Source organism: Streptococcus oralis, assembly GCF_003943385.1.
Classification (GTDB): domain Bacteria; phylum Bacillota; class Bacilli; order Lactobacillales; family Streptococcaceae; genus Streptococcus; species Streptococcus oralis_CA.
Window position 1 is genome coordinate 17,723 of sequence record NZ_RJPI01000002.1, and the last position, 21,004, is coordinate 38,726.

Annotated in this window: 19 protein-coding genes; 4 read left to right on the top strand and 15 right to left on the bottom strand. The window is 42.0% G+C overall.

What is annotated here, in order from left to right:
* Positions 1-36: 36 nt before the first annotated feature.
* On the top strand, positions 37-240 hold the full coding sequence (locus D8803_RS01865) for a ferredoxin (protein ID WP_162284888.1): 204 nt from the start codon (positions 37-39) through the stop codon (positions 238-240).
* Positions 241-338: 98 nt separating this feature from the next.
* On the opposite strand, the gene D8803_RS01870 is transcribed toward D8803_RS01865, so the two are convergent.
* From D8803_RS01870 to D8803_RS01895, 6 genes are all read right to left on the bottom strand, one after another.
* Positions 339-1,289, bottom strand: coding sequence for a glycosyltransferase family 2 protein (locus D8803_RS01870; RefSeq protein WP_131200064.1), 951 nt, complete (start codon positions 1,287-1,289; stop codon positions 339-341).
* A gap of 1 nt (position 1,290) precedes the next feature.
* Positions 1,291-2,310 (bottom strand): UDP-glucose 4-epimerase GalE, encoded by a 1,020-nt coding sequence (gene galE / locus D8803_RS01875; protein WP_001156517.1) that lies wholly within the window; start codon positions 2,308-2,310, stop codon positions 1,291-1,293.
* Positions 2,311-2,411: 101 nt separating this feature from the next.
* Positions 2,412-3,515 (bottom strand): NAD(P)/FAD-dependent oxidoreductase, encoded by a 1,104-nt coding sequence (locus D8803_RS01880; RefSeq protein ID WP_190316787.1) that lies wholly within the window; start codon positions 3,513-3,515, stop codon positions 2,412-2,414.
* Positions 3,516-3,531: 16 nt separating this feature from the next.
* Complete coding sequence (locus D8803_RS01885) at positions 3,532-4,329, bottom strand: Nif3-like dinuclear metal center hexameric protein (RefSeq protein WP_131200066.1); 798 nt, start codon at positions 4,327-4,329, stop codon at positions 3,532-3,534.
* The gene (locus D8803_RS01890; protein ID WP_131200067.1) at positions 4,316-4,993 is read right to left on the bottom strand and encodes a tRNA (adenine(22)-N(1))-methyltransferase; all 678 of its coding nucleotides are present in this window, start codon (positions 4,991-4,993) and stop codon (positions 4,316-4,318) included. Before D8803_RS01890 ends, D8803_RS01885 begins: the two co-directional genes overlap by 14 nt.
* A 102-nt stretch (positions 4,994-5,095) precedes the next feature.
* Positions 5,096-7,432 carry a cation-translocating P-type ATPase gene (locus D8803_RS01895; protein ID WP_131200068.1) on the bottom strand — a complete coding sequence of 779 codons (2,337 nt, stop codon included), beginning with the start codon at positions 7,430-7,432 and terminating at the stop codon, positions 5,096-5,098.
* A gap of 130 nt (positions 7,433-7,562) precedes the next feature.
* Between D8803_RS01895 and D8803_RS01900 the strand changes: the two genes are divergently transcribed.
* Together D8803_RS01900 and D8803_RS01905 are read left to right on the top strand one after the other, a co-directional pair.
* Complete coding sequence (locus tag D8803_RS01900; RefSeq protein WP_061417170.1) at positions 7,563-8,312, top strand: lysophospholipid acyltransferase family protein; 750 nt, start codon at positions 7,563-7,565, stop codon at positions 8,310-8,312.
* A 224-nt stretch (positions 8,313-8,536) separates the two neighbouring features.
* Positions 8,537-9,901, top strand: a complete 1,365-nt coding sequence (locus tag D8803_RS01905) for a VWA domain-containing protein (protein ID WP_061417171.1) — start codon at positions 8,537-8,539, stop codon at positions 9,899-9,901.
* A 521-nt stretch (positions 9,902-10,422) separates the two neighbouring features.
* On the opposite strand, the gene D8803_RS01910 is transcribed toward D8803_RS01905, so the two are convergent.
* From D8803_RS01910 to D8803_RS01945, 8 genes are all read right to left on the bottom strand, one after another.
* Positions 10,423-11,115 (bottom strand): alpha/beta hydrolase-fold protein, encoded by a 693-nt coding sequence (locus D8803_RS01910; protein WP_131200069.1) that lies wholly within the window; start codon positions 11,113-11,115, stop codon positions 10,423-10,425.
* Entirely contained in the window at positions 11,096-12,106 is a 1,011-nt protein-coding gene (locus D8803_RS01915; protein WP_131200070.1) for an ABC transporter substrate-binding protein, read from the bottom strand. The genes D8803_RS01910 and D8803_RS01915 overlap by 20 nt, the downstream gene beginning before the upstream one ends.
* A 19-nt stretch (positions 12,107-12,125) precedes the next feature.
* Positions 12,126-12,881, bottom strand: a complete 756-nt coding sequence (locus D8803_RS01920; protein ID WP_131200071.1) for an ABC transporter ATP-binding protein — start codon at positions 12,879-12,881, stop codon at positions 12,126-12,128.
* 1 nt (position 12,882) lies between these two features.
* Complete coding sequence (locus D8803_RS01925) at positions 12,883-13,929, bottom strand: FecCD family ABC transporter permease (RefSeq protein ID WP_131200072.1); 1,047 nt, start codon at positions 13,927-13,929, stop codon at positions 12,883-12,885.
* Positions 13,930-14,160: 231 nt separating this feature from the next.
* Positions 14,161-14,772 (bottom strand): CadD family cadmium resistance transporter, encoded by a 612-nt coding sequence (locus D8803_RS01930; RefSeq protein ID WP_131200073.1) that lies wholly within the window; start codon positions 14,770-14,772, stop codon positions 14,161-14,163.
* A gap of 739 nt (positions 14,773-15,511) precedes the next feature.
* Positions 15,512-15,781: a 30S ribosomal protein S15 gene (rpsO, locus tag D8803_RS01935; RefSeq protein WP_001018251.1), complete on the bottom strand. Its 270-nt coding sequence runs from the start codon at positions 15,779-15,781 to the stop codon at positions 15,512-15,514.
* Positions 15,782-15,925: 144 nt separating this feature from the next.
* The gene (locus D8803_RS01940) at positions 15,926-18,634 is read right to left on the bottom strand and encodes an FtsX-like permease family protein (protein WP_190316791.1); all 2,709 of its coding nucleotides are present in this window, start codon (positions 18,632-18,634) and stop codon (positions 15,926-15,928) included.
* Positions 18,630-19,331 carry an ABC transporter ATP-binding protein gene (locus D8803_RS01945; RefSeq protein WP_061417176.1) on the bottom strand — a complete coding sequence of 234 codons (702 nt, stop codon included), beginning with the start codon at positions 19,329-19,331 and terminating at the stop codon, positions 18,630-18,632. The genes D8803_RS01940 and D8803_RS01945 overlap by 5 nt, the downstream gene beginning before the upstream one ends.
* A gap of 141 nt (positions 19,332-19,472) precedes the next feature.
* Between D8803_RS01945 and D8803_RS01950 the strand changes: the two genes are divergently transcribed.
* Positions 19,473-20,051, top strand: coding sequence for a TetR/AcrR family transcriptional regulator (locus D8803_RS01950; protein WP_061417177.1), 579 nt, complete (start codon positions 19,473-19,475; stop codon positions 20,049-20,051).
* A gap of 125 nt (positions 20,052-20,176) precedes the next feature.
* Here the strand turns inward: D8803_RS01950 and D8803_RS01955 are convergent, their stop codons facing one another.
* Positions 20,177-20,869 (bottom strand): phosphoglycerate mutase, encoded by a 693-nt coding sequence (locus D8803_RS01955; RefSeq protein ID WP_000240126.1) that lies wholly within the window; start codon positions 20,867-20,869, stop codon positions 20,177-20,179.
* Positions 20,870-21,004: the final 135 nt, after the last annotated feature.

The following is a 21,004-nucleotide window of genomic DNA, read 5'->3' on the forward strand; positions in this document are numbered from 1 at the left end:
CTTGTATTTTTTACATTTTCTTATTACAATATAAATATGAAAGTCACACTTATACCTGAACGGTGCATCGCCTGCGGGCTTTGCCAAACCTATTCTGAACTCTTTGATTACCATGATAATGGTATTGTTCGATTTTACGATGATCCAGTTGAATTGCAAAGAGAAATCGCTGAGACCAGCGATGTTCTGGAGGCTATCAAACAGTGCCCTACACGTGCACTTCTCAAAGATCCATCATAGTTTAAAAGGGAGATTGATTTTGTTGATTCTTTTTGTCACTTTAATCCCTTCATCTACTAGTTTAGCATATTTCCAGGTAAAATTATAGTCTTTTCCGATTATTTTTTCCCTTCAAAAATAGAAAGATCACTTTTTTCTTTGACGAGATAGAGTGGTCTTTTTTTGGTTTCCATATAGATCTTACTGATATACTTGCCGAGAATCCCAATAGTCAGGAGTTGAATCCCTCCGAGAAAGAGAATGACAGCCATCAGAGAGGTCCAGCCAGATGTCGGATTCCCCAAGATAAGGGTTCGAAACACCACAAAAACAGTCATCATAAAAGAAATAAAACAAGATAGGAGTCCAGCTACAAAGGCTATACTCAAGGGAAAATCTGAAAAATTGAGAATCCCTTCAATTGAGTAGAAAAAGAGCTGTCTAAAACTCCAACTGGTCTTGCCAGCCTGTCTTTCGACATTTGGATAGTCGAGATAGTGCGTTCGGAAACCAACCCAGGCAAAGAGCCCCTTAGAAAAACGATTGGACTCGGTCAAGCTTAAAATGGCATCCACCACAGACCTTCTCATCATCCGAAAATCACGAACACCTGAGGGCAGGGCTACTGGGCTGATTTTTTGCATGAGGCAGTAAAAGAGATCGGCACAGAAGCTACGAAAGAAGGGTTCTCCCTCCCGACTAGTTCTCCGTGTCCCAACACAGTCCAAGTCTGCATTTTGGTCTAGTAAGGCTTTCATCTCAATTAGCATACTAGGAGGATCCTGGAGGTCTGCATCCATCACGACCACCAAGTCTCCAGTTGCATGCTGCAAGCCTGCATACAGAGCTGCTTCTTTCCCAAAATTTCGTGAGAAAGAAATATAATGTACCGCAGGATTTTGCACCCGATAGGCCTTCAAAAGCTCCAAAGTGCCATCGCTTGAACCATCATCCACAAAGACATACTCGATCTCTGCCCCCAATTCTGGAAGGAGTGCTTCAACAGACTGATAAAAAAGAGGAAGTACTTCCTCTTCGTTTAGACATGGGACAATGATTGAAATCATCATCTTAGTCTTCAAATCCATTTGGATGCTTGCTTTGCCAACGCCATGCGTCTTCACACATTTGAGTAATATCGAGTTCTGCTTCCCATCCAAGTTCGGCTTTGGCTTTTGCTGGGTCTGAGTAGCAGGCAGCGATATCACCTGGGCGACGTTCTACGATGCGGTAAGGAATAGGACGTCCCACCGCTTTTTCCATATTTTGGATAATTTCAAGAACAGAATATCCTTTACCTGTTCCAAGGTTATAAATATTAAGACCTGAACCTTTTTGGAGTTTTTTAAGAGCTGCAACGTGACCTTTGGCTAGGTCTACAACGTGGATATAGTCACGAACCCCGGTTCCATCTTCAGTATCGTAATCATCTCCAAATACTTGCACTTGCTCTAGTTTGCCAACTGCTACTTGTGAAACATAAGGCAAGAGATTGTTTGGGATGCCGTTAGGATTTTCTCCCAAGTCACCACTCTCATGTGCTCCGATTGGATTAAAGTACCGAAGCAAAACCACATTCCATTCTGAGTCTGCCTTGTAGATATCCGTCAAAATTTCCTCTAACATGAGCTTAGTACGGCCATACGGGTTGGTCACTGAAAGTGGGAAATCTTCTAAGATTGGAACTGTATGAGGGTCTCCGTAAACTGTCGCAGAAGAACTGAAGATGATGTTCTTACAGTTATTTTCTTCCATGGCTTTTAGAAGGCTGACAGTTCCTGCGATATTGTTGTCATAGTAGGCAAGAGGGATACGTGTTGATTCACCTACAGCCTTCAAACCAGCGAAGTGAATCACACCTGTTGGCTCTTCTTGCTTGAAAATATCTCTGAGGGTATCTGTATCACGGATATCTGCCTCATAGAAAGGCACCTCAACTCCTGTGATTCTTTCAACAACTTCTATACTTTTACGGTTGCTGTTGACAAGATTATCCACCACAACAACTTGATGACCTGCTTGGATCAATTCAATAACAGTGTGAGTTCCGATAAAACCAGCACCACCCGTTACCAAAATCTTTTCTTGCATCTTTTTTCCTCGATTCTCGGATTATTTTTTCTTATTTTACCATTTTTGATAGGGAATGTCATTTGCCACACTAAACTACCTGCTAAAATTTCAGTAAAATTTTATTCGCTTTTTACTCGTTTGACATAGTTTGCAATTGGATAGTTTACTGGGTCCAAAGTCAACTCCTTGTCTTGGACCAATTGGGCTAGATGGTAACCAATGATAGGACCCGTTGTGAGGCCTGATGAACCTAGACCACTAGCTGCATAGGCACCTGCTAAGCCAGGGACTTCACCAAAGAAAGGCGAGAAATCACTGGTGTAAGCACGGATTCCCACACGCTCAGATCTGGAAGTCGCTTTAGCTAAGGCTGGATAGTGAGGTAAGGCTTCCTCCTCCATTTGTTGTAGCAAAGTTTCATCTACCGCCAAATCAAATCCCATATCATTTTCATGAGTAGCGCCTAAGGACAATTTCCCACCTGCAAAAGGGATCAAATCCCACTCCCCCTCTGGAATGACAACAGGGTAGGATTCCAGGTCTTGAGCAAGTTGATAGTCTCGGAGTTGCCCCTTTTGAGGACGAACATCTACTTCATAACCTAAAGGTTCTAACAGGTTCCCTAGCCAAGCTCCCGTCGCCAAAATAACCTGATCAAACACCTCTTCGCCAATCTGGTAGCCTGATGATAAAGGTGTCAGACTCACTTTTTCTTTGACCAGCTTGACTTGACTGGCTTCTAGCAAACGATTCACTAATAGTTGACCATCTACTCTCGCTCCACCAGAAGCATAGAGCAGGCGGTCAAATCCCTGCAAGCCAGGGAATAATTCATTAGCTGATGCTTGATCCAAAATAGCTAACTGGCCTATCAAGGGAGAATCTTCTCTGCGCTGGAGGGCTAGTTCATAGAGTTCTTCTAGCTTGGATTCGTCCTTTTTCAAGAGAAAAACTCCCGAGCGCTGGTAAAAGTCGTTTTTCTGACCAGACTTTTCTAAATCAGCCAACAAATCCACATAAAAGTCAGCCCCCAAGCGCGCCATCTTGTACCAGGCTTTATTACGGCGTTTGGAAAACCAAGGACTGATAATTCCTGCTGCTGCCTTGGTTGCCTGACCCTGACCATGGTCAAAAACGGTTACCTCTAGCTCACTTTCTTTAGATAGGTAGTGGGCAGCTGTCGCCCCTACAATCCCTGCTCCAATAATGGCAACTTTTTTCATTGTCTTCACCTTCTAACTAGATATGGTGGAAAGGATTGGTCGATGCTTGGCTAGGTATGATATCAATGGTCCAGCCTTTCTCTTCCTTCCATTGAGTAAGAAGTGCTGCGACTCTTTCCACAAAAAGCACTTCGATATAATGTCCAGGATCCAGTGCCAGCAAGCCATCCGACAGCATATCCTGAGCAGTGTGGTAGTAAATATCCCCAGTGATATAGACATCTGCCCCTTTTGCCAAAGCATCAGAGTAGAAAGACTGCCCACTGCCACCACAGATGGCCACTCTTGAAATAGGCTTCTGCAAATCACTCTCTTGATAATGCACCATTCGAAGACTATCTAGACCAAAGACTTGTTTGACATGCTGGGCCAATTCCCCAAATGTCTGAGTTTGAATATTTCCAATCCGACCAATTCCCCGTTCAGGACCTGTCTCCTGAAGATAAGTCGTATCCTCAATGCCTAGTATCTGGCAGAACCAGTCATTGAGGCCATTTTCAACGATATCAATATTGGTATGGCTGACATAAACGGCAATGTCATGCTTGATGAGGTCAATGTAAATCTGATTTTGCGGACGGCTGGCGACCAAGTCCTTGATGGGACGGAAAATCGGCGCGTGCTTGACGATAATCAAATCCACACCCTTTTCAATGGCTTCAGCCACCGTCTCTTCACGAATATCGAGGGCAACCATAACTCTTTGGATATCCTTGTCTAGAGTTCCAATTTGCAGACCACGACTATCCCCCTCCATAGAAAATTCTTGCGGACAAAAGTCTTCATAAGCTTTAATCACTTCACTTGCTAGCATGGAGAACCTCCTTGATGGCTTGAATTTTATGAGCTAGAACTTGACGTTCCTCCAGATTTTTTTCTGGGATTTGGTCAAGAGCAAACTCTAACTTAGCTGCTTCTCTTTGCCACTTTTGAACGAAAACTGGGCTGACTTCTTTGGACAAGAAAGGTCCAAATCGAACATCACTGGCTGATAGCTCCATTTGTCCCACTTCCACCACTAGAATTTCATAAAACTTGCCAGCCTCTTCTAGGATGCTTTCTGCTACAATCTGAAATCCGTGCTCTTGTAACCAGAGACGCAAGTCGTCTTCACGATTATTGGGCTGGAGGATCAAACGCTGGATATTAGATAGCTTGTTCAAACCTTCTTCTAGGATCGTTGCAATCAATCGCCCGCCCATACCAGCGATGGTGATGACCGATACTTGGTCTGCCTCTTCAAAAGCTGCCAAACCATTGGCTAAACGAACTTGGATTTTCTCCTTTAGACCGTGACTTTCAACATTCTTGACCGCTGACTGGTAGGGGCCTTCCACCACCTCACCTGCAATGGCGCTTTTGATTTGGCCTCTTTCAATCAAGTCGATTGGCAGATAAGCATGGTCACTTCCCACATCTAGTAAAACGGCCCCCTGTGGCACAAAGGAAGCCACTAATTCTAATCTCTTTGAAATCATCTTCTCTCACTTTCCAAAACTCTATTATCTCTTATTATACCACATTTCAGCTAGCAATCTTGCACCTAAAAAAGACCACAATCCACAGATTGCAGTCTTTCTTTATTTTCTGGCTTGGTAACGACTAGTTAGAATGAAAATTAAGGTAAAGACCAGCATCATGGCCCCATAAACAGGTAGCGTTTGTCCTGTCAAGGTCGAAATTTCAAGCAGTTTTTGAATCCTTGGGAAGAGAGCTGTAGCTAGGAAACCTCCTATTGACCAAACAATCAAGAGGACACGCCAGAGGGTGAATGGCATGCAGGCTCTAAATACAGATAAGAAACCGATAGACCCAAGGAGATAATAGAGGAGAGTTGACATTTCTAACTCAGACCATCCTTGGCTCGTTCCAAATATTTTCACAAAGAGAACGCTGAACACGACCATAAGTGCACTTGGTAGGGCGCGAAGCATGGATCTTCTGAGGAAGTTTGGTTCAACAGGCTTGATATTTCGCTCAAAAGTCAGAACGAATGGTGGGAACCCTTCCACGAACTGGTCAATCATGGTAATCTGGATTGGAATGAAGGGGAAAATCAAGATCCACTCAGACCGCCCTAGTAAAACACTAGCAATACAAATCACCGCGAGCAAGAAGGAATAAATCGTCTTAATCAAGAAAATCGGTGCGATATGGGCGATGTTATTGACCACGCGACGACCTTCAAAGAGAATCTCCGGAACATCATTGAAGTCTGAGTTCAAAAGAACCAGATTGGCAATCTGACGAGTCGCAGGATCTCCCTCAGCCATCACGATCGAACAATCCGCCTCTCGAAGAGCCAGGATATCATTGACACCATCCCCTGTCATAGCCGTTGTATGCCCTGCTTTTTTCAGTGTTTGGATGATGAGTTTCTTTTGATGAGGGGAAACACGACCAAAAATTGCTGTTCCCTCAGCCATGGCAATCAATTCCTCATCCGTAATTTTTGAGCAATCTACATAGCTGTGATAGTCGGCAAAACCAGCTTTCTGGGCAATACTGGACACTGTAACGGGATTGTCACCAGAGATAATCTTGAGTCCCACTTCCTGAGAACGGAGATAGTCTAGCGTCTCAGCTGCTCCTTCTCGAATGGGGTCCAAAATCTCCAGCAAGGCCAGAGCTTGAATATCAGATGGTTTCTGTGGTTTGTGATGGTCTAGTTTTTCCTGACTGAGGGCTAAGACCAAGACTCGTGACCCTCTCTCCAAGGCCTCTCTGGCTTCAGGGACTTCAGAGTCCAACAACATCTCAGGCGCCCCTAAGAAAACCGTTCCTAGACCTTCCAATTCCATAGCACCCCACTTGCGGTCGCTTGAGAAGGGAAGATTCGAAAGCATGGGATAGGCTACCTGTCCTTGGAAACGCTGACGAATGGCTTGGGCTGTTGGATTTTTATCCTCACTATGAGCGATGTAGCTGGTTAGAATACTGGCAATAGCCTCGTCACCATAAGTTTCCGTCAGTGGAAGAACAGCCTCCACTTGCATCTTTCCTTGGGTTATGGTGCCCGTCTTGTCCAGACAGAGCATATCCACGCGCGCCAAGGTCTCAACAGAGTACATCTCCTGCACCAAGACCTTTTTCAAACCCAGTTTGATCACAGCTGTTAAGAGCGAAGTAATGGTCAAAAGGGCAATTCCCTTGGGCAACATTCCCAAAAGGGCTGTCGATGAATTTACAACGGATGACTTGAGAGGTAAACCTTTTAAAATCAAGGCTTCTAGCAGGAGAGCTAGACCAAAGGGAATGATAATCTTCCCAGTAAAACCAGCTAACTTGTCCAGCGATTTCATGATACGGGAGTTGATTGGTTTCACTGTCTTAGCTTCCAGCATGAGTTTGGCAGCATAATTATCAGCCCCGACATGGTGGACTTGAGCCAAAACTGCGCCACTAGCTAGGAAACTCCCTGACAAGAGCAAGGTATCAACTTCCTTTTGCACCAAATCACTCTCCCCCGTCAACATAGCTTCATTGACTTCCGCAAATCCTTCCAGAACCAGAGCATCACTAGGGATTTGCTCTCCAGCAGACAGACGAATGACATCTCCTAGAACCAACTCTTCTGGATCGAGAGCAACTTCTTGACCATCACGGATGGTTTTGACCTTTTCCTTGGTCATGAGATTGAGCTTGTCCACCATGTGTTTGGCCCGTAGCTCGGTCACAATCCCAGAAAAAGCGTTAAAGCAGATAACGGCAAAGAAAACCAGATTGCTCCAAGCCTGTACAAAGGCAAGCGCTAGGGCAATAACAAAGTTTAATGCGTTAAAAAGTGTAAAAACATTTCGTTTGATGATTTGCCAAGTACTGGTACTGGCCGAAGCGGTAAAGTCATTGACCAAACCTTGATCCTGTCTTTCCTTGACTTCTCTTTGGGTTAATCCCATAATTTTATTTTTATCCATAAGTCCTATCATATCATTTTTTCTAGCAGAATTCTAATCTCATCCAAAATATCTCCACTGATAACTGAAAAAGTTTGCCAGTAGTCTTTTGATAAGGTATAATAAAAGTAATACAATCGAAGGAGGTCTCATGTTTTATACTTATTTGCGTGGACTAGTCATGCTGATCTTGTGGTCCATCAATGGCAATGCCCACTATCACAATACTGATAAAATCCCTAATCGAGACGAAAACTATATCCTTGTCGCTCCTCATCGTACTTGGTGGGATCCTGTATATATGGCCTTTGCGACCAAGCCAAAACAGTTCATCTTTATGGCCAAAAAAGAGCTTTTTAGCAACCGCATCTTTGGCTGGTGGATCCGTATGTGTGGCGCCTTTCCTATCGACCGAGAAAATCCTAGCGCTTCTGCCATCAAGTTTCCTATCAATGTCCTCAAAAAAAGCGACCGTTCTCTCATCATGTTCCCAAGTGGGAGCCGCCACTCAAACGATGTCAAGGGTGGCGTAGCCTTGATTGCCAAAATGGCCAAGGTCCGTATCATGCCTGTCACCTACACCGGTCCCATGACCTTGAAAGGCTTGGTTAGCCGTGAGCGCGTCGATATGAACTTTGGAAATCCAATCGATATCTCAGACATCAAGAAAATGAATGATGAAGGAATCGAAATGGTTGCAGATCGTATCCAAGCAGAATTCCAACGTTTGGATGAAGAAACCAAACAATGGCACAACGATAAAAAACCAAACCCACTATGGTGGTTTGTCCGCATCCCTGCCCTTATCCTTGCAGTGCTTGTTGGTATCCTAACGATTATCTTTACCTTCATCGCAAGCTTTATCTGGAATCCAGATAAGAAGAGAGAGGCTCTTGGTTAAGACAATGAGAACCGCTGGACAAAAACTCGATTTTAAGAGAAAATCCAGCAAGCCTTTCCATCAAAAATGCATAGTATCAATGTTTTTGGACACTTGATGCTATGCATTTCTTATGATCTTTATCCCTGTATAACCAGAAGAAAACTCTACATTCTATACAGAAATTTTTTGACGAATTACTTTGATTTTGATATTATATTATTAAAAAAGGAGGGATTTTTATAATGAATCATAAACATTCTTTATTTGGGAAGTGCAAGTCTGTTTTATTGACGGTTGCTCTAGCGTCTGCCTTTACAGCAGTGGGGCAAGTTGATGCTGATGAGGTAAAAAATCCAAGTCAAGTTGCTAATGATCTTGCTCAAGTGGGTTCAAATGAACTTTCCACTAAAACTACTCAAACTAATCAACAAATTTCCGAAACAGTTAAGGAGATTCAAGATAAAGTTAATGTCTCTGTAGTACCACTTAATAAAGCTCAACCTGGTGATATAGTTAAAGTAACTACTACTTCAACGGACGCCAAGGTAGATACTAAAGAAAACACAGCTGGTACAGAAGCAACTGCCAAAGCAGAGACTTCTGTAAGTGTTGAAACAACTCATTTAGCTGCTAAGGGAACTGCCGTTGGAGAAAAGACACCTGTTACAACAACAAAGACTGTTACAGATCACGTTAATACAGATGACTATGTAGCTAATGTTACTCAAACTATCAAGAAAACTACATTTGAAAAAGTTTTGAAAGAAGCAGATGTAATAATTACTAAACAAGCGGCTGGTTCTGCAGATATCGTCTTTACTATTGATAAGTCAGGTTCAATGGATTCTTCTATTCAAAATGTTGTACAGAATATCGAGAACTTTGTCCGTGATTTGGCTAATAAAAAAGTTGATGCTCGTCTTGGCTTAATCGCGTATGAGGCTGCTGACAATGTTCAATATTTCGATTTTAATGGATCTAAATTCACTAAGAATGTAGAGGAGTATATTAAGGCGCTTAGATCTATTCGAACATACGGCGGAACAGAAGAGCCTACAGTCCCTCTACATCATATTGCAACCTCAAAAGATTATGATTGGTCTACAGCTTCTAATAATCGTCGTTTTGCATTCTTAATTACTGATGAAAGTATTGATTTCCGTACTCCAGGCATTCCAACAGTAGAAGAGACTCTGAAAGCTCTTAAAGCAGCAGATATTTCTCTATCAGTTGTAGGGATGAGATACGAAGAATCGACCTTCAAACCTTTAGTTGAGGGGACAAAAGGGCTTTATCTTAATATTAATCAAGAATTTTCTAGTCTTTTAAATCGTGATTTTACAAATCATGTTGTTAAGACTGTCCAAGAAGGACGTGTTTACCGCATCGTAACAGAGAAATATGACTTCTTAACAGAGGCGCATGTCGTACTTAAACCAAAACCTATCGGAAGCACAAAGGCAGTTTATCATACTTCTGCACTTTCTAATAAGGTATCTGAATTACCCAAAACTGGTGAAAAGGCATCTTCTAATTTATCCGTACTTGGAGTTGCCTTAATTGCAGTAGCCTCTAGTCTGACTGTTGGTGTTAAGAAAAAAGATTAAAGAGATTCTTTTCATATAGAAGGTAGAGGAAAGGAGTTTTGCACCATTTAGATTCTTTACCAACTATAATAAGAGAAAAATAGTTAACAATGAGAGAGGGCCTCTTGGTCCTCTCTTTTAATATATTCAGAGCAAATTTCATATCCTACTCTATCATCTCAAAAAGATTTTGTCCCTCTTTCTTTAGAAATAAAGGAGTATTCTCTTTTATCAAATAAATTCATGATGAAAATATCAGTCTTCAAAAATACATATTCCTAGTGTTAGTAATATGAAAACGATTGAGATTAAAGTGTGTGATTTTCTACAAATATCTATCATTTCATCAATCCTATGATATTCTTAATAAGTCTCGTCTGCTCCTTATAGAACTTGTATTTTTCTGCATTCAAAGAAACTCTAAAATCATAAAAACGCATAATATAAGAAATTCAAAGAGTTCAATATTATGCGTTTTATTATGGAAAGTTTTACTGGATTTTCTCCTCAAATTTAATTTTTACCTTGTCTCTTCTCTTACTTTATTCAATCTCCCATTTCTTTGCCAACCAGCTGGAAAAGGCCAGAAATCGCTCAGCCACTTGCTCATGATGTCCATGAGGATCAAAGACAAACTGACCAGTCGGATAGTGTTTCTGAAGACTGGTATGGATCTGCTCAGCATAGGCTGGTGCTTGAGCCAAGCGATTGGTATGATGCGCTCCTTCCGTTTGACCATTCTGTAAATACAGTAAACAGTTCAAATTTTTCACTTTTTCTTCCTTGCAGTAAGTTACAAAATCAGGATACCAAAAGGAACCGCAGATTGAGAAGACACAGGACACCTTGTCAAAACTGAAAAGACTGTAAACTGCCGCCAAACCACCTAGTGAATAGCCTCCATAGGCAAGGCGATTTTTGTCCAGTCGATAAAGCGACTGCAACTTGTCTAAAAGACCTCCAAACAAATGACCATGATAGACGTTGGCCTGACCGCCAAAATCTGGAGCTCCATCTCTCAGAGCAGATGCCTTCCATGGAGTGTAGTCATCTAGGCGATTTTTAGAAGTTAAGCCCACTAAAATCACAGATTCGGAAAGGGATGATAGAAAATCCAAGTTTCCATCATTCAAGAGAATAGCTGGATAGGTTTGATTGGGCTCATAGGTCGAAGGAAGACTGACCTTGACTTGGATTCCTTCCCAATCAAACTCATTATTTATTGATAAAGTCATTGATTTTCTCAAGGGAATCAATCACTGCTGGACCATAGTCCATCAACTCATCGTAAGAGATGGTCATGATTTTTTGATTCTTAATTGCAGGAACGTTTTCCAATACCTCATTTGCCTTCATCAACTCTACTGCGTTGGCATCCAATTTTTTATTACGGTCACTGGTCACATAGATAATCAACTCAGGATCCATTGACACGAGATTTTCCAAGGTCAAGCCTGATGTTCCCGTTGCAACGTTGGTATAACCAAGTTGATTTAGCAGGCTTTCTTGCAAAGCAGACTTGTAAGCACCGAAGGTTTCGTCGTTATATGCAACCATAATCAAAGCCTTTTTCTTCTCACCTTGACTTGCTGGATTAGCTTTCTTAACAGCCTCAATTTTAGCTTGTAATTGAGATGCGTATTCATTAGCCTTGTCCTGAACATTAAAAATCATTCCAAGATTTTTGACATCTTCTACAACATTCCCCAAATCTTGCTGAATCGTTGATAGAGAGGCTTTTTGTGTATAGACTGGGATTTTATTTTCATTCCAAGTGCTAACTGTCCCCAAGGATTTTTCAGAAAACATCATGTTTCGACCCATCACAGCATCTGGCTCATAAGAAAGGACTGTCTCTTGTGAGACTGTTTTTTTATCACCAATTTGAGGAATAGTCGCAATCGCGTCCTTGTATTTACCTGTTACGGCATTATCAGGGTTGAGCATGCCAGCAATTTTATCCTTCAACCCTAACTCCAACAAGATTTCAGTAGTTGACAGATTGTTGGTGATAACTTTTTCAGGTGCCTTGTCAAAGACTTGTTCGACTTCATTTCCTTTAGCATCATAGGTTTTGACTGTTAGTGGATAAGTCGTCTCTGTGCTCGCCTTTTGACTTGTTTCTGTGCTAGATTGTGTAGTAGCTTTTTCTGTAGTAGTATTGCCACAAGCTGCCATAGTTAAGGTAGCTACTGTTACGAGTAAAATACTGAGTGTTTTTTTCATCTTGTTTTCCTTTTCTTCCTTATAAATAGTGAATCATGGCTTGCTGATCCTCAGTCCAAGTCACCTGACTTTGAACTCCATATACAGTTTGCAATGACTCAGGGGTGATGGTCTCCTTTGGAGTCCCTTGGAAAAAGATTTCTCCCTCTCTCATCAGATAGAGATAATCCGAATAGCGACAAGCAAGTTGAATATCATGTAGGACAGCTAGAACATTGACCTTGAGATTCTTCACAATGGCCAACAGGTCTAACTGGTACTTGATATCCAGGTGATTGGTAGGTTCATCTAGGAGCAAGAGAGTCGGTTCTTGCGCCAAGGCGCGTGCTAATAAGACTCGCTGTTTCTCCCCACCTGAAAGAGACGAATAGAGACGAGTTTTCTTCTCAAGCATATCCACCTTGACGAGAGCATCTTGAACGAGGGCATAATCCCTTTCCTTTTCCTTCTGTAAAAAAGAGAGGTGTGGAGTTCTTCCCAGCAAGACGATTTCCTCAACTGTACAATCAAACTGCAATTGATTAAACTGGGTGACAACTGCCATTTGCTTGGCTGTTTCTTTGAGTGACCAATGCTCCAGTGGCTTTCCATCTAAGCTTATCAAGCCTTTGTCTGCCCTTTCCTGACGATAGAGGAGTTTAAGCAGGCTGGTTTTTCCACTTCCATTTGGTCCTAGTATCGTGTGAAATTGATGCCCCTCAACCTTAAGAGAAACTCCTTTGAGGATTTTTTTCTCTCCTAGTCCAAAGTGGACATCCTGACACATCAAATCCATATCAGACCCTCACCTCCCTTCGCCTACCTCCTACAATGTAGATGAAGAAGGGAGCACCTACTAAGGCTGTGAAAATACCAATCGGCAGCTCAGCATTGGGAATGATGACACGAGAGAGTACATCTGCCCAGACCACAAAGAGGGCACCCAGTAAAGTCGCAACGGGAAAAAGTCTCCTGTAATTCGTTCCTACTAACCCTCGAGCTAAGTGAGGAGTAATCAAACCAACAAATCCAATAATCCCACAAGTTGCCACTAAGACTGCTGTTAGCACAGCCACCATGGTCACATAAAGATACCAATAAAAGCGTAAGGGTATCCCCAAAGTTAAAGCAGCCTCATCTCCCATCATCATCGCATTAAAAACACGATACTGAGTAGCGAAAAATAGAAAGGCCAATCCTACTACTATAGTTGGCAGGACTAAGTCAGACCAGGTAGTCCCTGCAAGCGAGCCCATGGTCCAAAACTTAATGGTCATCACACTGTCCGCATTAGCGCCGACTGAGATAATAAAGTTGGAAAATGCCAGAAAGAGAGCATTGACCACCGTTCCTGATAAAATCAGACTAGAAGTCGTCATCCTTCCCTGCATAGAGGCAATGATGAGGACAGCAATGGTTGCCAAAATAGCTCCTAAAAAAGCTCCAAGGCTAATCATCACTTTTAAACCAAGAATGATGCTTAGGGTTGCTCCTAGAGTTGCACCCGCAGAGATACCTAAGACATAGGGCTCAGCAATGGGATTGTTCACTGTAGACTGCATCACGCTACCACACATAGAAAGACCAGCCCCTACTATCAGGCCTAACAATACTCGGGGGAACCTCATGTTCCATACAATGGCAAGAGTGGACTTAGAAACCTCTCCTATCTCAAGAGGAAAACCCAACCTGCTCAAAATAATCCGATAGGTATCTCCTAGATCAATCGCAACGGATCCCATTGAAACTGCTAGAAAGAGGGAAATCCCTAAAACACTTAGCAAAATACCTAAAAACAACACAAATTGCAAATCTTGTCGGCTTCCAGAAAGTTTGGAAAGCATGAAAACCTCCTTAGACAAAATTAAAAATTTAGAAAATTCTCATGAAAAGTATACCATATTTTCAACAATGGAACAAGATGAGAAAAATAAATATAGTTGGTCTTACAGTGCTAATAATCGTAACCGAAGATTATACTTGGGTATATCGAGGTAAAGTGACAACATAAAAAGCCCTCTAAAATTAGAGAGCTGATTTGAGCCCGGGCTAAAATCCTAGTGAAACAAAAAAATCTACACGATCAGAAAAGTCTCTATCGTGCCATTTTCATACATGATGTATAGTCCAAGTAGAATCAATACTATGGGCACAATGATTCGCTCGTATTTTTCAATTGTCTCGAATATTAACGGAATAGAGGATAACATCCGACTAATCTCGCAAAAGATAATTATGCCGATTACAAACACAAGCAACGCCACGAGGGTCTGTGACCAATCTAACGAAGCAAAATAAGGTATATAGATACCTAAATTATCTCCGCCAGACGCAATTGTCAGCAATGTAACTGTCCAAAACAGTTGATTTGCCTTGCTTTGTTCTAATCTTTCAATAATTTCTTCCTCTTCTTCCTCACCTTCTCCAACAATTGCAAAGCGAATCCCTAAATAGATAGGGATTAAACCAAGCAATCCAACCATCCATTCTTCAGGCACGAAATTAACGACATAAGCAGCAACTAAACTCGCCCCTACAAGTAAGCCTGTTCCTAGATATTGCCCCGCATAAATATGCCATTTCTGTTTATTCTGTGATAGCTGTGCAAATAAAATAATTAAAATAATTAAATAATCGATACTGGTGGAAATATAAACACCAATAGCAGATATGATTGTCTGTCCCATAAAAACCTCCTGTATTAGTTAGTAATAAATCATCAGATTTTAGGAGAGCACAGACACATTAATTTAGCTATCGCTAGTGGGTAATGTCGAACGTAGGAAAGCATTTTACTCCTCCTCAAAACGTAGTTACAAAGTAATTTCTAACTGGAATTCGGTGACTACTTCCATGTAAAGTATAACATACTATACTTTACTTCGTAAAGTGTAGGCTCTCCGAGGGGGCTTGCAGACAGTTACTCGGCTTGAAAAGCCGAGTAACTGCGCACCTTCATGGTGTCATTAGCTGATACCATTTGAGGTTTTTGTAGTCTCCAAAATTATGACCGATAAAACTGTCCTAGTTTTTCGGCGCAGCTGGCGATAGTTTTTGTAGTCTCCAAAATTATGACCGATAAAACTGTCCTAGTTTTTCGGCGCAGCTGGCGATAGTTTTTGTAGTCTCCAAAATTATGACCGATAAAACTGTCCTAGTTTTTCGGCGCAGCTGGCGATAGTTTTTGTAGTCTCCAAAATTATGACCGATAAAACGAAATGATTAAGACATACCCTGACGGCTTGGTTTTTGTAGTCTCCAAAATTGTGACCGATAAAACCTCAATAAAAAAGCCCTCTGAAAATCAGAGAGCTGATTTGAGCTCGGGCTAAAATCCTAGTGAAAAAGATGAAACTCCTTGTGTTCATCGAACACGGTGTCGTTTCCCTATTTTCATACGGATTTCTTACGCCCTTAGCATCATGATTAACGACGAAGTCCTAGAGAGTTGATTAACTCACGGTAACGGTTAACGTCGTTTTTACGCAAGTATGCAAGCAAGTTACGACGGCGACCGATTTTCTTCATCAATCCACGGTAAGTAGCGTGGTCTTTTTTGTGTTGTTTGATGTGTTCGTTAAGGTGGTTGATTTCCCAAGTAAGGACAGCAACTTGAACCTCTACTGAACCTGTATCACCTTCGTGACGTGCATATTGTGCGATGATTTCATTTTTTTTCTCTTTTGAGATTGCCATGATGTTTCTCCTTTTTATTTGGCTTCATCCGAGTGACAGGTTGGCATGCCTGTAACCAAGAAGAAGTTATTTGTCTTTACGACAGTTCTTATTCTACCAAGAAGCAGGGACTTTGTCAACTGATTTACTGTTTAAAACCGTGAATTACTCTACTGATTTCAGGGCTTCGAGCATATCCACTTTTCTCAAGTGGTGATTGACAAAGAGGCCCAGTAAGGCTAAGATTACAGTCACTGCGACGATTGGAAGAGCATAGACTTCCCAGCTGACTCGTGGATAAAAAAGTATAGTGGCAGGTGAAATCATTTGTATCAAAAATTGATGTAAATAATAGCCAGCTACCAAACCGAGAGCAATCCCCACAAGGGATAGCACCATGGTCTCGCGGTAGATATAGAGGGTCACTTCTTTATTGTGGAAACCGAGAACCTTGATAGTGGAAAGTTCACGGATACGTTCTGCGACATTGATATTGGTGAGATTGTAGAGAATGACAATGGCTAGTAAAACGGAAACAAGGACAAGGATTGCCATGGTTTTATTGAGCGAACTAGCCACGGATTCAAAGAGATGGATGGCCGTCGCATTTTGGACCACCCCAGAAACAGCAGCTTTTTCCATGAAGGTAGCAGCTTCTTTCTCCGTATTTGATGGTGTTGGCTCTTTTAATTTTACTAGGTAGGTATTGTCTTGTGGACTGCTGCCGTAGACTTGTTCGTAAGTCGCTCGGTTGAGATACACAAAGTGTCCAACATAGTTTTCAGAAATAGCCGCGACCCTGATTTCCTTCCCATCAAGCTCCAGCTTATCTCCAGCCTTAACACCTGCTAGTTGAGCTAATTTTTGACTCACGACAGCTCCATCAGTGATCTCCACCTCTTGCCCATTTTCCTGTAAAGCGATAAAGGGCTTGAAGTCTTCTCCACTAGTAACCATCATTGTGATCGTTTGAAGTCCTGCTTTTCCTTTAAAATCTTTTTCAATGGATTTAGAGTAAATCTTTTGATAAGCATGAATACGGTCCGCTTGCAAGGTACTTTCTAAATCTGCTTTTTCTTGCTCCGCTGCACTGCTCTTTTCCGCTACAATCATCTGGTATTGCTGGATTTGTTCAAATTGGCGCTCGGAAACTCCTCCCACAGAAGACTGAATGCCAAGACCTGCAAATAGGAGAGCAACCGAACCTGCAACTCCAAAAATGGTCATCAACATTCGTTGCTTATAACGGAAAATATTTCGCGCTGTAACCTTATGAGTGAAGCTCAAACGACTCCAAATAAAGCTCAGGCGTTCCAGCAAAATCTTTGAGCCTTCAACGGGAGATTTGGGAAGCAAAAGTTGGGCCGCTTCATCGTGCAATTCTCTCCGCGCCACCAGATAAGCTGGCAAAACGCTGGATACCCAACTCAAGGCTAGGGCAAGGAGGCTATAAGACCAGTAAAAATACTCCTGACTTTTACCAACGACCAGTCCAGCTGTTATAACATCCGAAATCACGCCTGCAAGGAGATAATGTCCAAGAAACGTTCCTATAACGGTTCCCACAGTTCCTGCAAGAAAACCATAGAGAACAAACTTGGCAACAATATCTCGGTTATGGTAACCTAGGGCCTTGAAAATACCAGCATTGGTACGCTCTTCATCCACAAAGCGAGTCATAGTAGTAAAGGTCACCATTGCAGCGACCATATAAAGTACCACGGGAAAGATATTCCCGACAGAACGAATGCTTTCTGAAGCGTTACTACACTTGAGATAACCTTGACCACCTGGCATGGTTTGGCGGTTGTATACATGGTAAGTCGGCTCTGCCAGTTCATCAAGCTCTTTCTGACGTTGTTCAAGCTTCTCTTTTTCCTTGGCTAGATCACTCTCTGTCTGAGCCATTTTTTCTTTTTTTGTAGCCAATTCTTCCTTAGCTTTTGTCAATTGCTCCTTGGCTTGACTCTTTTGGGGCTCAGGCAAAACGGTCACTTGTTCTTCTTGAGTTTTCAATCGACTTTCAGTCTGTTCTAACTGACTCTTGCCTTTTTGAAGGTTGCTTTCAGCTGTTTGGAGCTCTTCTTTTCCATCTTCCAAGTTCTTTTGCCCATTCGCTTTGATGCTTGCTAATCGTTTTTGACCATTATCAGCCAGCAAGTCTTGCAACTCTTCCTGATGTTGAGCTCGTTTGGTCCTATAGTCTGATGAAAAAGCATCCAGATTTTTTAAATCATCATAGCGCACACGCGCAATACTGTACACTTCTGTATCAAACTGACTGGCTAATATCACCCCATAACCAGCCAAGCTTCCATTTCCACTACTAGCCCCTCCCAAGTCTTTTTGAGAAAACATCTCACCCGACTGAACAAATCCAGTAATGGTGAAAGATTGGGATTTTATGACGGTCTTCCCTTCTTCTTTCTTGCTAAAGGTGATAGTCTGTCCAATCTGATAGCGATCTTTCCAGAAATCAGCTAAGGCAATTTCCCCATCAGTCTCTGGAAGTCGCCCTTCTGTCACTTGGAAGGTTGAAATGCCCTCTGGCTTGGAATAAAGTCGAACTGCCTCTTCACCTTTTTCAACTGTTAGGTCCTCCATATAGCCAAACTCGACACTTGCTCCTTGAAGGGTTTTTAGTTCGTCTTGGTCTTCTTTGTCCAAGCCATAATCAGCTATCACTGCCAGATCCAGGGTATTGGCTTTACGGAGATAATCCTCAGCCGTGCGTTCCAAATTTGGGCTAGTCACCTTGAGTCCTACTAGGGCTAAAGAACCCAGCATCATCAAGGTCAGGATAGAAGCAAAGCGTCCCTTGGAAGCAACCACCGACTGGAGCAAGTCTTTTCGGTATGTTTTTTTCATGCTAATACTCCAATGTATCAATATCCTGTGGATGCTCATTGATTGTTACGCTCTTAACCGTAGCATCACGCATATGAATCACCCGATCTGCAATAGGAGCTAGCGCGCTATTGTGGGTCACGATAATCACTGTTGCCTCCTTTTGACGAGACATGTCTTGGAGAATCTTCAAGACTTGCTTCCCCGTCTGATAATCCAAGGCACCTGTCGGCTCATCACAGAGAAGAATTTTAGGATTTTTGGCTACTGCGCGTGCGATGGAAACTCGTTGTTGCTCCCCTCCAGAAAGCTGGGCTGGAAAGTTATTGAGGCGATGATCTAGTCCCACATCTTTGAGCACCTCCTCTGGATCCAAGGCATCCGCTACAATTTCTGAGGCCAACTCCACGTTTTCCTTGGCTGTCAGATTGGAGACTAGATTGTAAAACTGAAAAACAAAGCCCACATCATCTCGACGATAGTTTGTTCGTTGGTGGGAATTGTAGTCGGCGATATTGGCACCATCAATCCAAATCTCCCCCTCATCATTGGTATCCATTCCCCCAAGGAGGTTAAGAACCGTTGACTTTCCAGCACCAGAAGCACCAAGAATAATAACCAGCTCTCCCTTTTCAATCTCAAAATTCACATCACTATTGGCCACAATCTCCGTATCCCCAACTCGGTAACGCTTGTAGCTGTGTTTCAATTCAATGTAAGCCATATCGTTTATCTCCTTTTCAAAACTCGTTTTCTTAAATGAACAAGGTGTTGATTCCAAATCACAGATATTATATAATGAGCTTAGATAAAAATCAATAATCAAAAATCAACAAAGTGTTGATTTAAGCAAAAAGGAAGAAAAATGGCCCAGAAACGAAAAACTACTACTAAAGAAGACATCAAAGAAGCCTTAATCCAGCTGCTATCAGAGGAAAGATTTGATAATATCTCTATCAGTAAGCTCTGTAAACGGGCAGGGATTAATCGCGGCACCTTCTACCTCCACTACCAAGATAAGTATCAGATGGTTGATAGTCTCAAAAGCGAAATTATTTCCCAACTTTCTAGTTATAGCTTGTTTGAAGCGGAGAACGAATATCCCCAAAAGTTAATGATAGCAAAATTTCATATACTGCGTGCTAATGAGCGTCTTATCAACGCCCTGACCAAAAGCCATTATATTGACTTTCGAGAGGCTATTCGGGAGTACATAACCACTATTATTCTGAGTGACAAGCAAGAGACTGCTACCCAGCGTTTTTTAGAGGAGAACTTTCACATCCCTCAGAAATACGCCTTGGAAATCTTCCTATCTAGCGTTGAGGGAATTATTTCTCTTTGGATTGCTGGGGGAGCTCAAGAAGAACCAGAAGAAATCACTGATATAATTTTATCAACCTATAACTACGAACACTGGAGCTACGAATTAAAAGAAACTTAATTCATCCAACCTGCTACAGCATAAACTGTTTCCTCTCATTTTATACTTTTTCAATTAGCTAAGTTGCCTTTATTTTTAACTTAGATACAAAAAAGCCTAGGAATCCTAAGCTTTCTGTTTATAGATTATTTTCCAAGGTAGTATTCAGAAACCACGTTCAATTTTTCGTCAAATTCGAATACCAATGGTGGGAAGTTAGGGATTTCCACGTCCATGATTTCGTCATCTGACAAGCGTTTGATGTGTTTTACAAGGGCACGGATTGAGTTACCGTGAGCTCCTACGAATACGTTTTTACCATCTTTAAGTGCTGGAGCGATTTTGTCTTCCCAGAATGGAAGGGCACGTTCCAAAGTCACTTTCAAGTTTTCAGCATCTGGAATGACTGAGTCGTCAAGTGAAGCGTAACGACGGTCAGTGTGAGCTGAGTGCTCATCGTCACGATCCATGTTTGGAGGCAACACATCGTATGAACGACGCCAGATGTGTACTTGCTCATCACCAAATTGTTCAGCAGCTTCAGCCTTGTTTTTACCAGTCAAACCACCGTAGTGACGTTCGTTCAAGCGCCATGATTTTTCAACTGGAACCCAAAGTTGGTCAGCAGCTTCAAGAGCCAAGTTTGTTGTTTTGATCGCACGTTTCAATACTGAAGTGTAAGCTTGGTCAAATTCGATACCAGCTTCTTTGATCAATTTACCAGCGTCAATCGCTTGTTGTGTTCCTTTTTCAGACAAATCAACATCAGCCCAACCAGTGAAAAGGTTAGCTTTGTTCCATTCAGACTCACCGTGGCGAGCAAAAACCAATTTTACCATTAGATGGATTCTCCTTTTATTTTTCGAGGTTGTCCTCGTTTATCTATTCCATTTTACACAATTTTTCACAAAAAAGCTAGTGAAAATCAACGAAAAAGAGAAGTGCTTTTCAGCCTTCTCTTTATCACACTATCA

Excerpts from the sequence above, each read along its gene's own strand:
- D8803_RS01865 (WP_162284888.1), top strand. The coding sequence starts at position 37 with ATGAAAGTCACACTTATACCTGAACGGTGCATCGCCTGCGGGCTTTGC.
- D8803_RS01870 (WP_131200064.1), bottom strand. The coding sequence starts at position 1,289 with ATGATGATTTCAATCATTGTCCCATGTCTAAACGAAGAGGAAGTACTT.
- galE (WP_001156517.1), bottom strand. The coding sequence starts at position 2,310 with ATGCAAGAAAAGATTTTGGTAACGGGTGGTGCTGGTTTTATCGGAACT.
- D8803_RS01880 (WP_190316787.1), bottom strand. The coding sequence starts at position 3,515 with ATGAAAAAAGTTGCCATTATTGGAGCAGGGATTGTAGGGGCGACAGCT.
- D8803_RS01885 (WP_131200066.1), bottom strand. The coding sequence starts at position 4,329 with ATGCTAGCAAGTGAAGTGATTAAAGCTTATGAAGACTTTTGTCCGCAA.
- D8803_RS01890 (WP_131200067.1), bottom strand. The coding sequence starts at position 4,993 with ATGATTTCAAAGAGATTAGAATTAGTGGCTTCCTTTGTGCCACAGGGG.
- D8803_RS01895 (WP_131200068.1), bottom strand. The coding sequence starts at position 7,432 with ATGGATAAAAATAAAATTATGGGATTAACCCAAAGAGAAGTCAAGGAA.
- D8803_RS01900 (WP_061417170.1), top strand. The coding sequence starts at position 7,563 with ATGTTTTATACTTATTTGCGTGGACTAGTCATGCTGATCTTGTGGTCC.
- D8803_RS01905 (WP_061417171.1), top strand. The coding sequence starts at position 8,537 with ATGAATCATAAACATTCTTTATTTGGGAAGTGCAAGTCTGTTTTATTG.
- D8803_RS01910 (WP_131200069.1), bottom strand. The coding sequence starts at position 11,115 with ATGACTTTATCAATAAATAATGAGTTTGATTGGGAAGGAATCCAAGTC.
- D8803_RS01915 (WP_131200070.1), bottom strand. The coding sequence starts at position 12,106 with ATGAAAAAAACACTCAGTATTTTACTCGTAACAGTAGCTACCTTAACT.
- D8803_RS01920 (WP_131200071.1), bottom strand. The coding sequence starts at position 12,881 with ATGGATTTGATGTGTCAGGATGTCCACTTTGGACTAGGAGAGAAAAAA.
- D8803_RS01925 (WP_131200072.1), bottom strand. The coding sequence starts at position 13,929 with ATGCTTTCCAAACTTTCTGGAAGCCGACAAGATTTGCAATTTGTGTTG.
- D8803_RS01930 (WP_131200073.1), bottom strand. The coding sequence starts at position 14,772 with ATGGGACAGACAATCATATCTGCTATTGGTGTTTATATTTCCACCAGT.
- rpsO (WP_001018251.1), bottom strand. The coding sequence starts at position 15,781 with ATGGCAATCTCAAAAGAGAAAAAAAATGAAATCATCGCACAATATGCA.
- D8803_RS01945 (WP_061417176.1), bottom strand. The coding sequence starts at position 19,331 with ATGGCTTACATTGAATTGAAACACAGCTACAAGCGTTACCGAGTTGGG.
- D8803_RS01950 (WP_061417177.1), top strand. The coding sequence starts at position 19,473 with ATGGCCCAGAAACGAAAAACTACTACTAAAGAAGACATCAAAGAAGCC.
- D8803_RS01955 (WP_000240126.1), bottom strand. The coding sequence starts at position 20,869 with ATGGTAAAATTGGTTTTTGCTCGCCACGGTGAGTCTGAATGGAACAAA.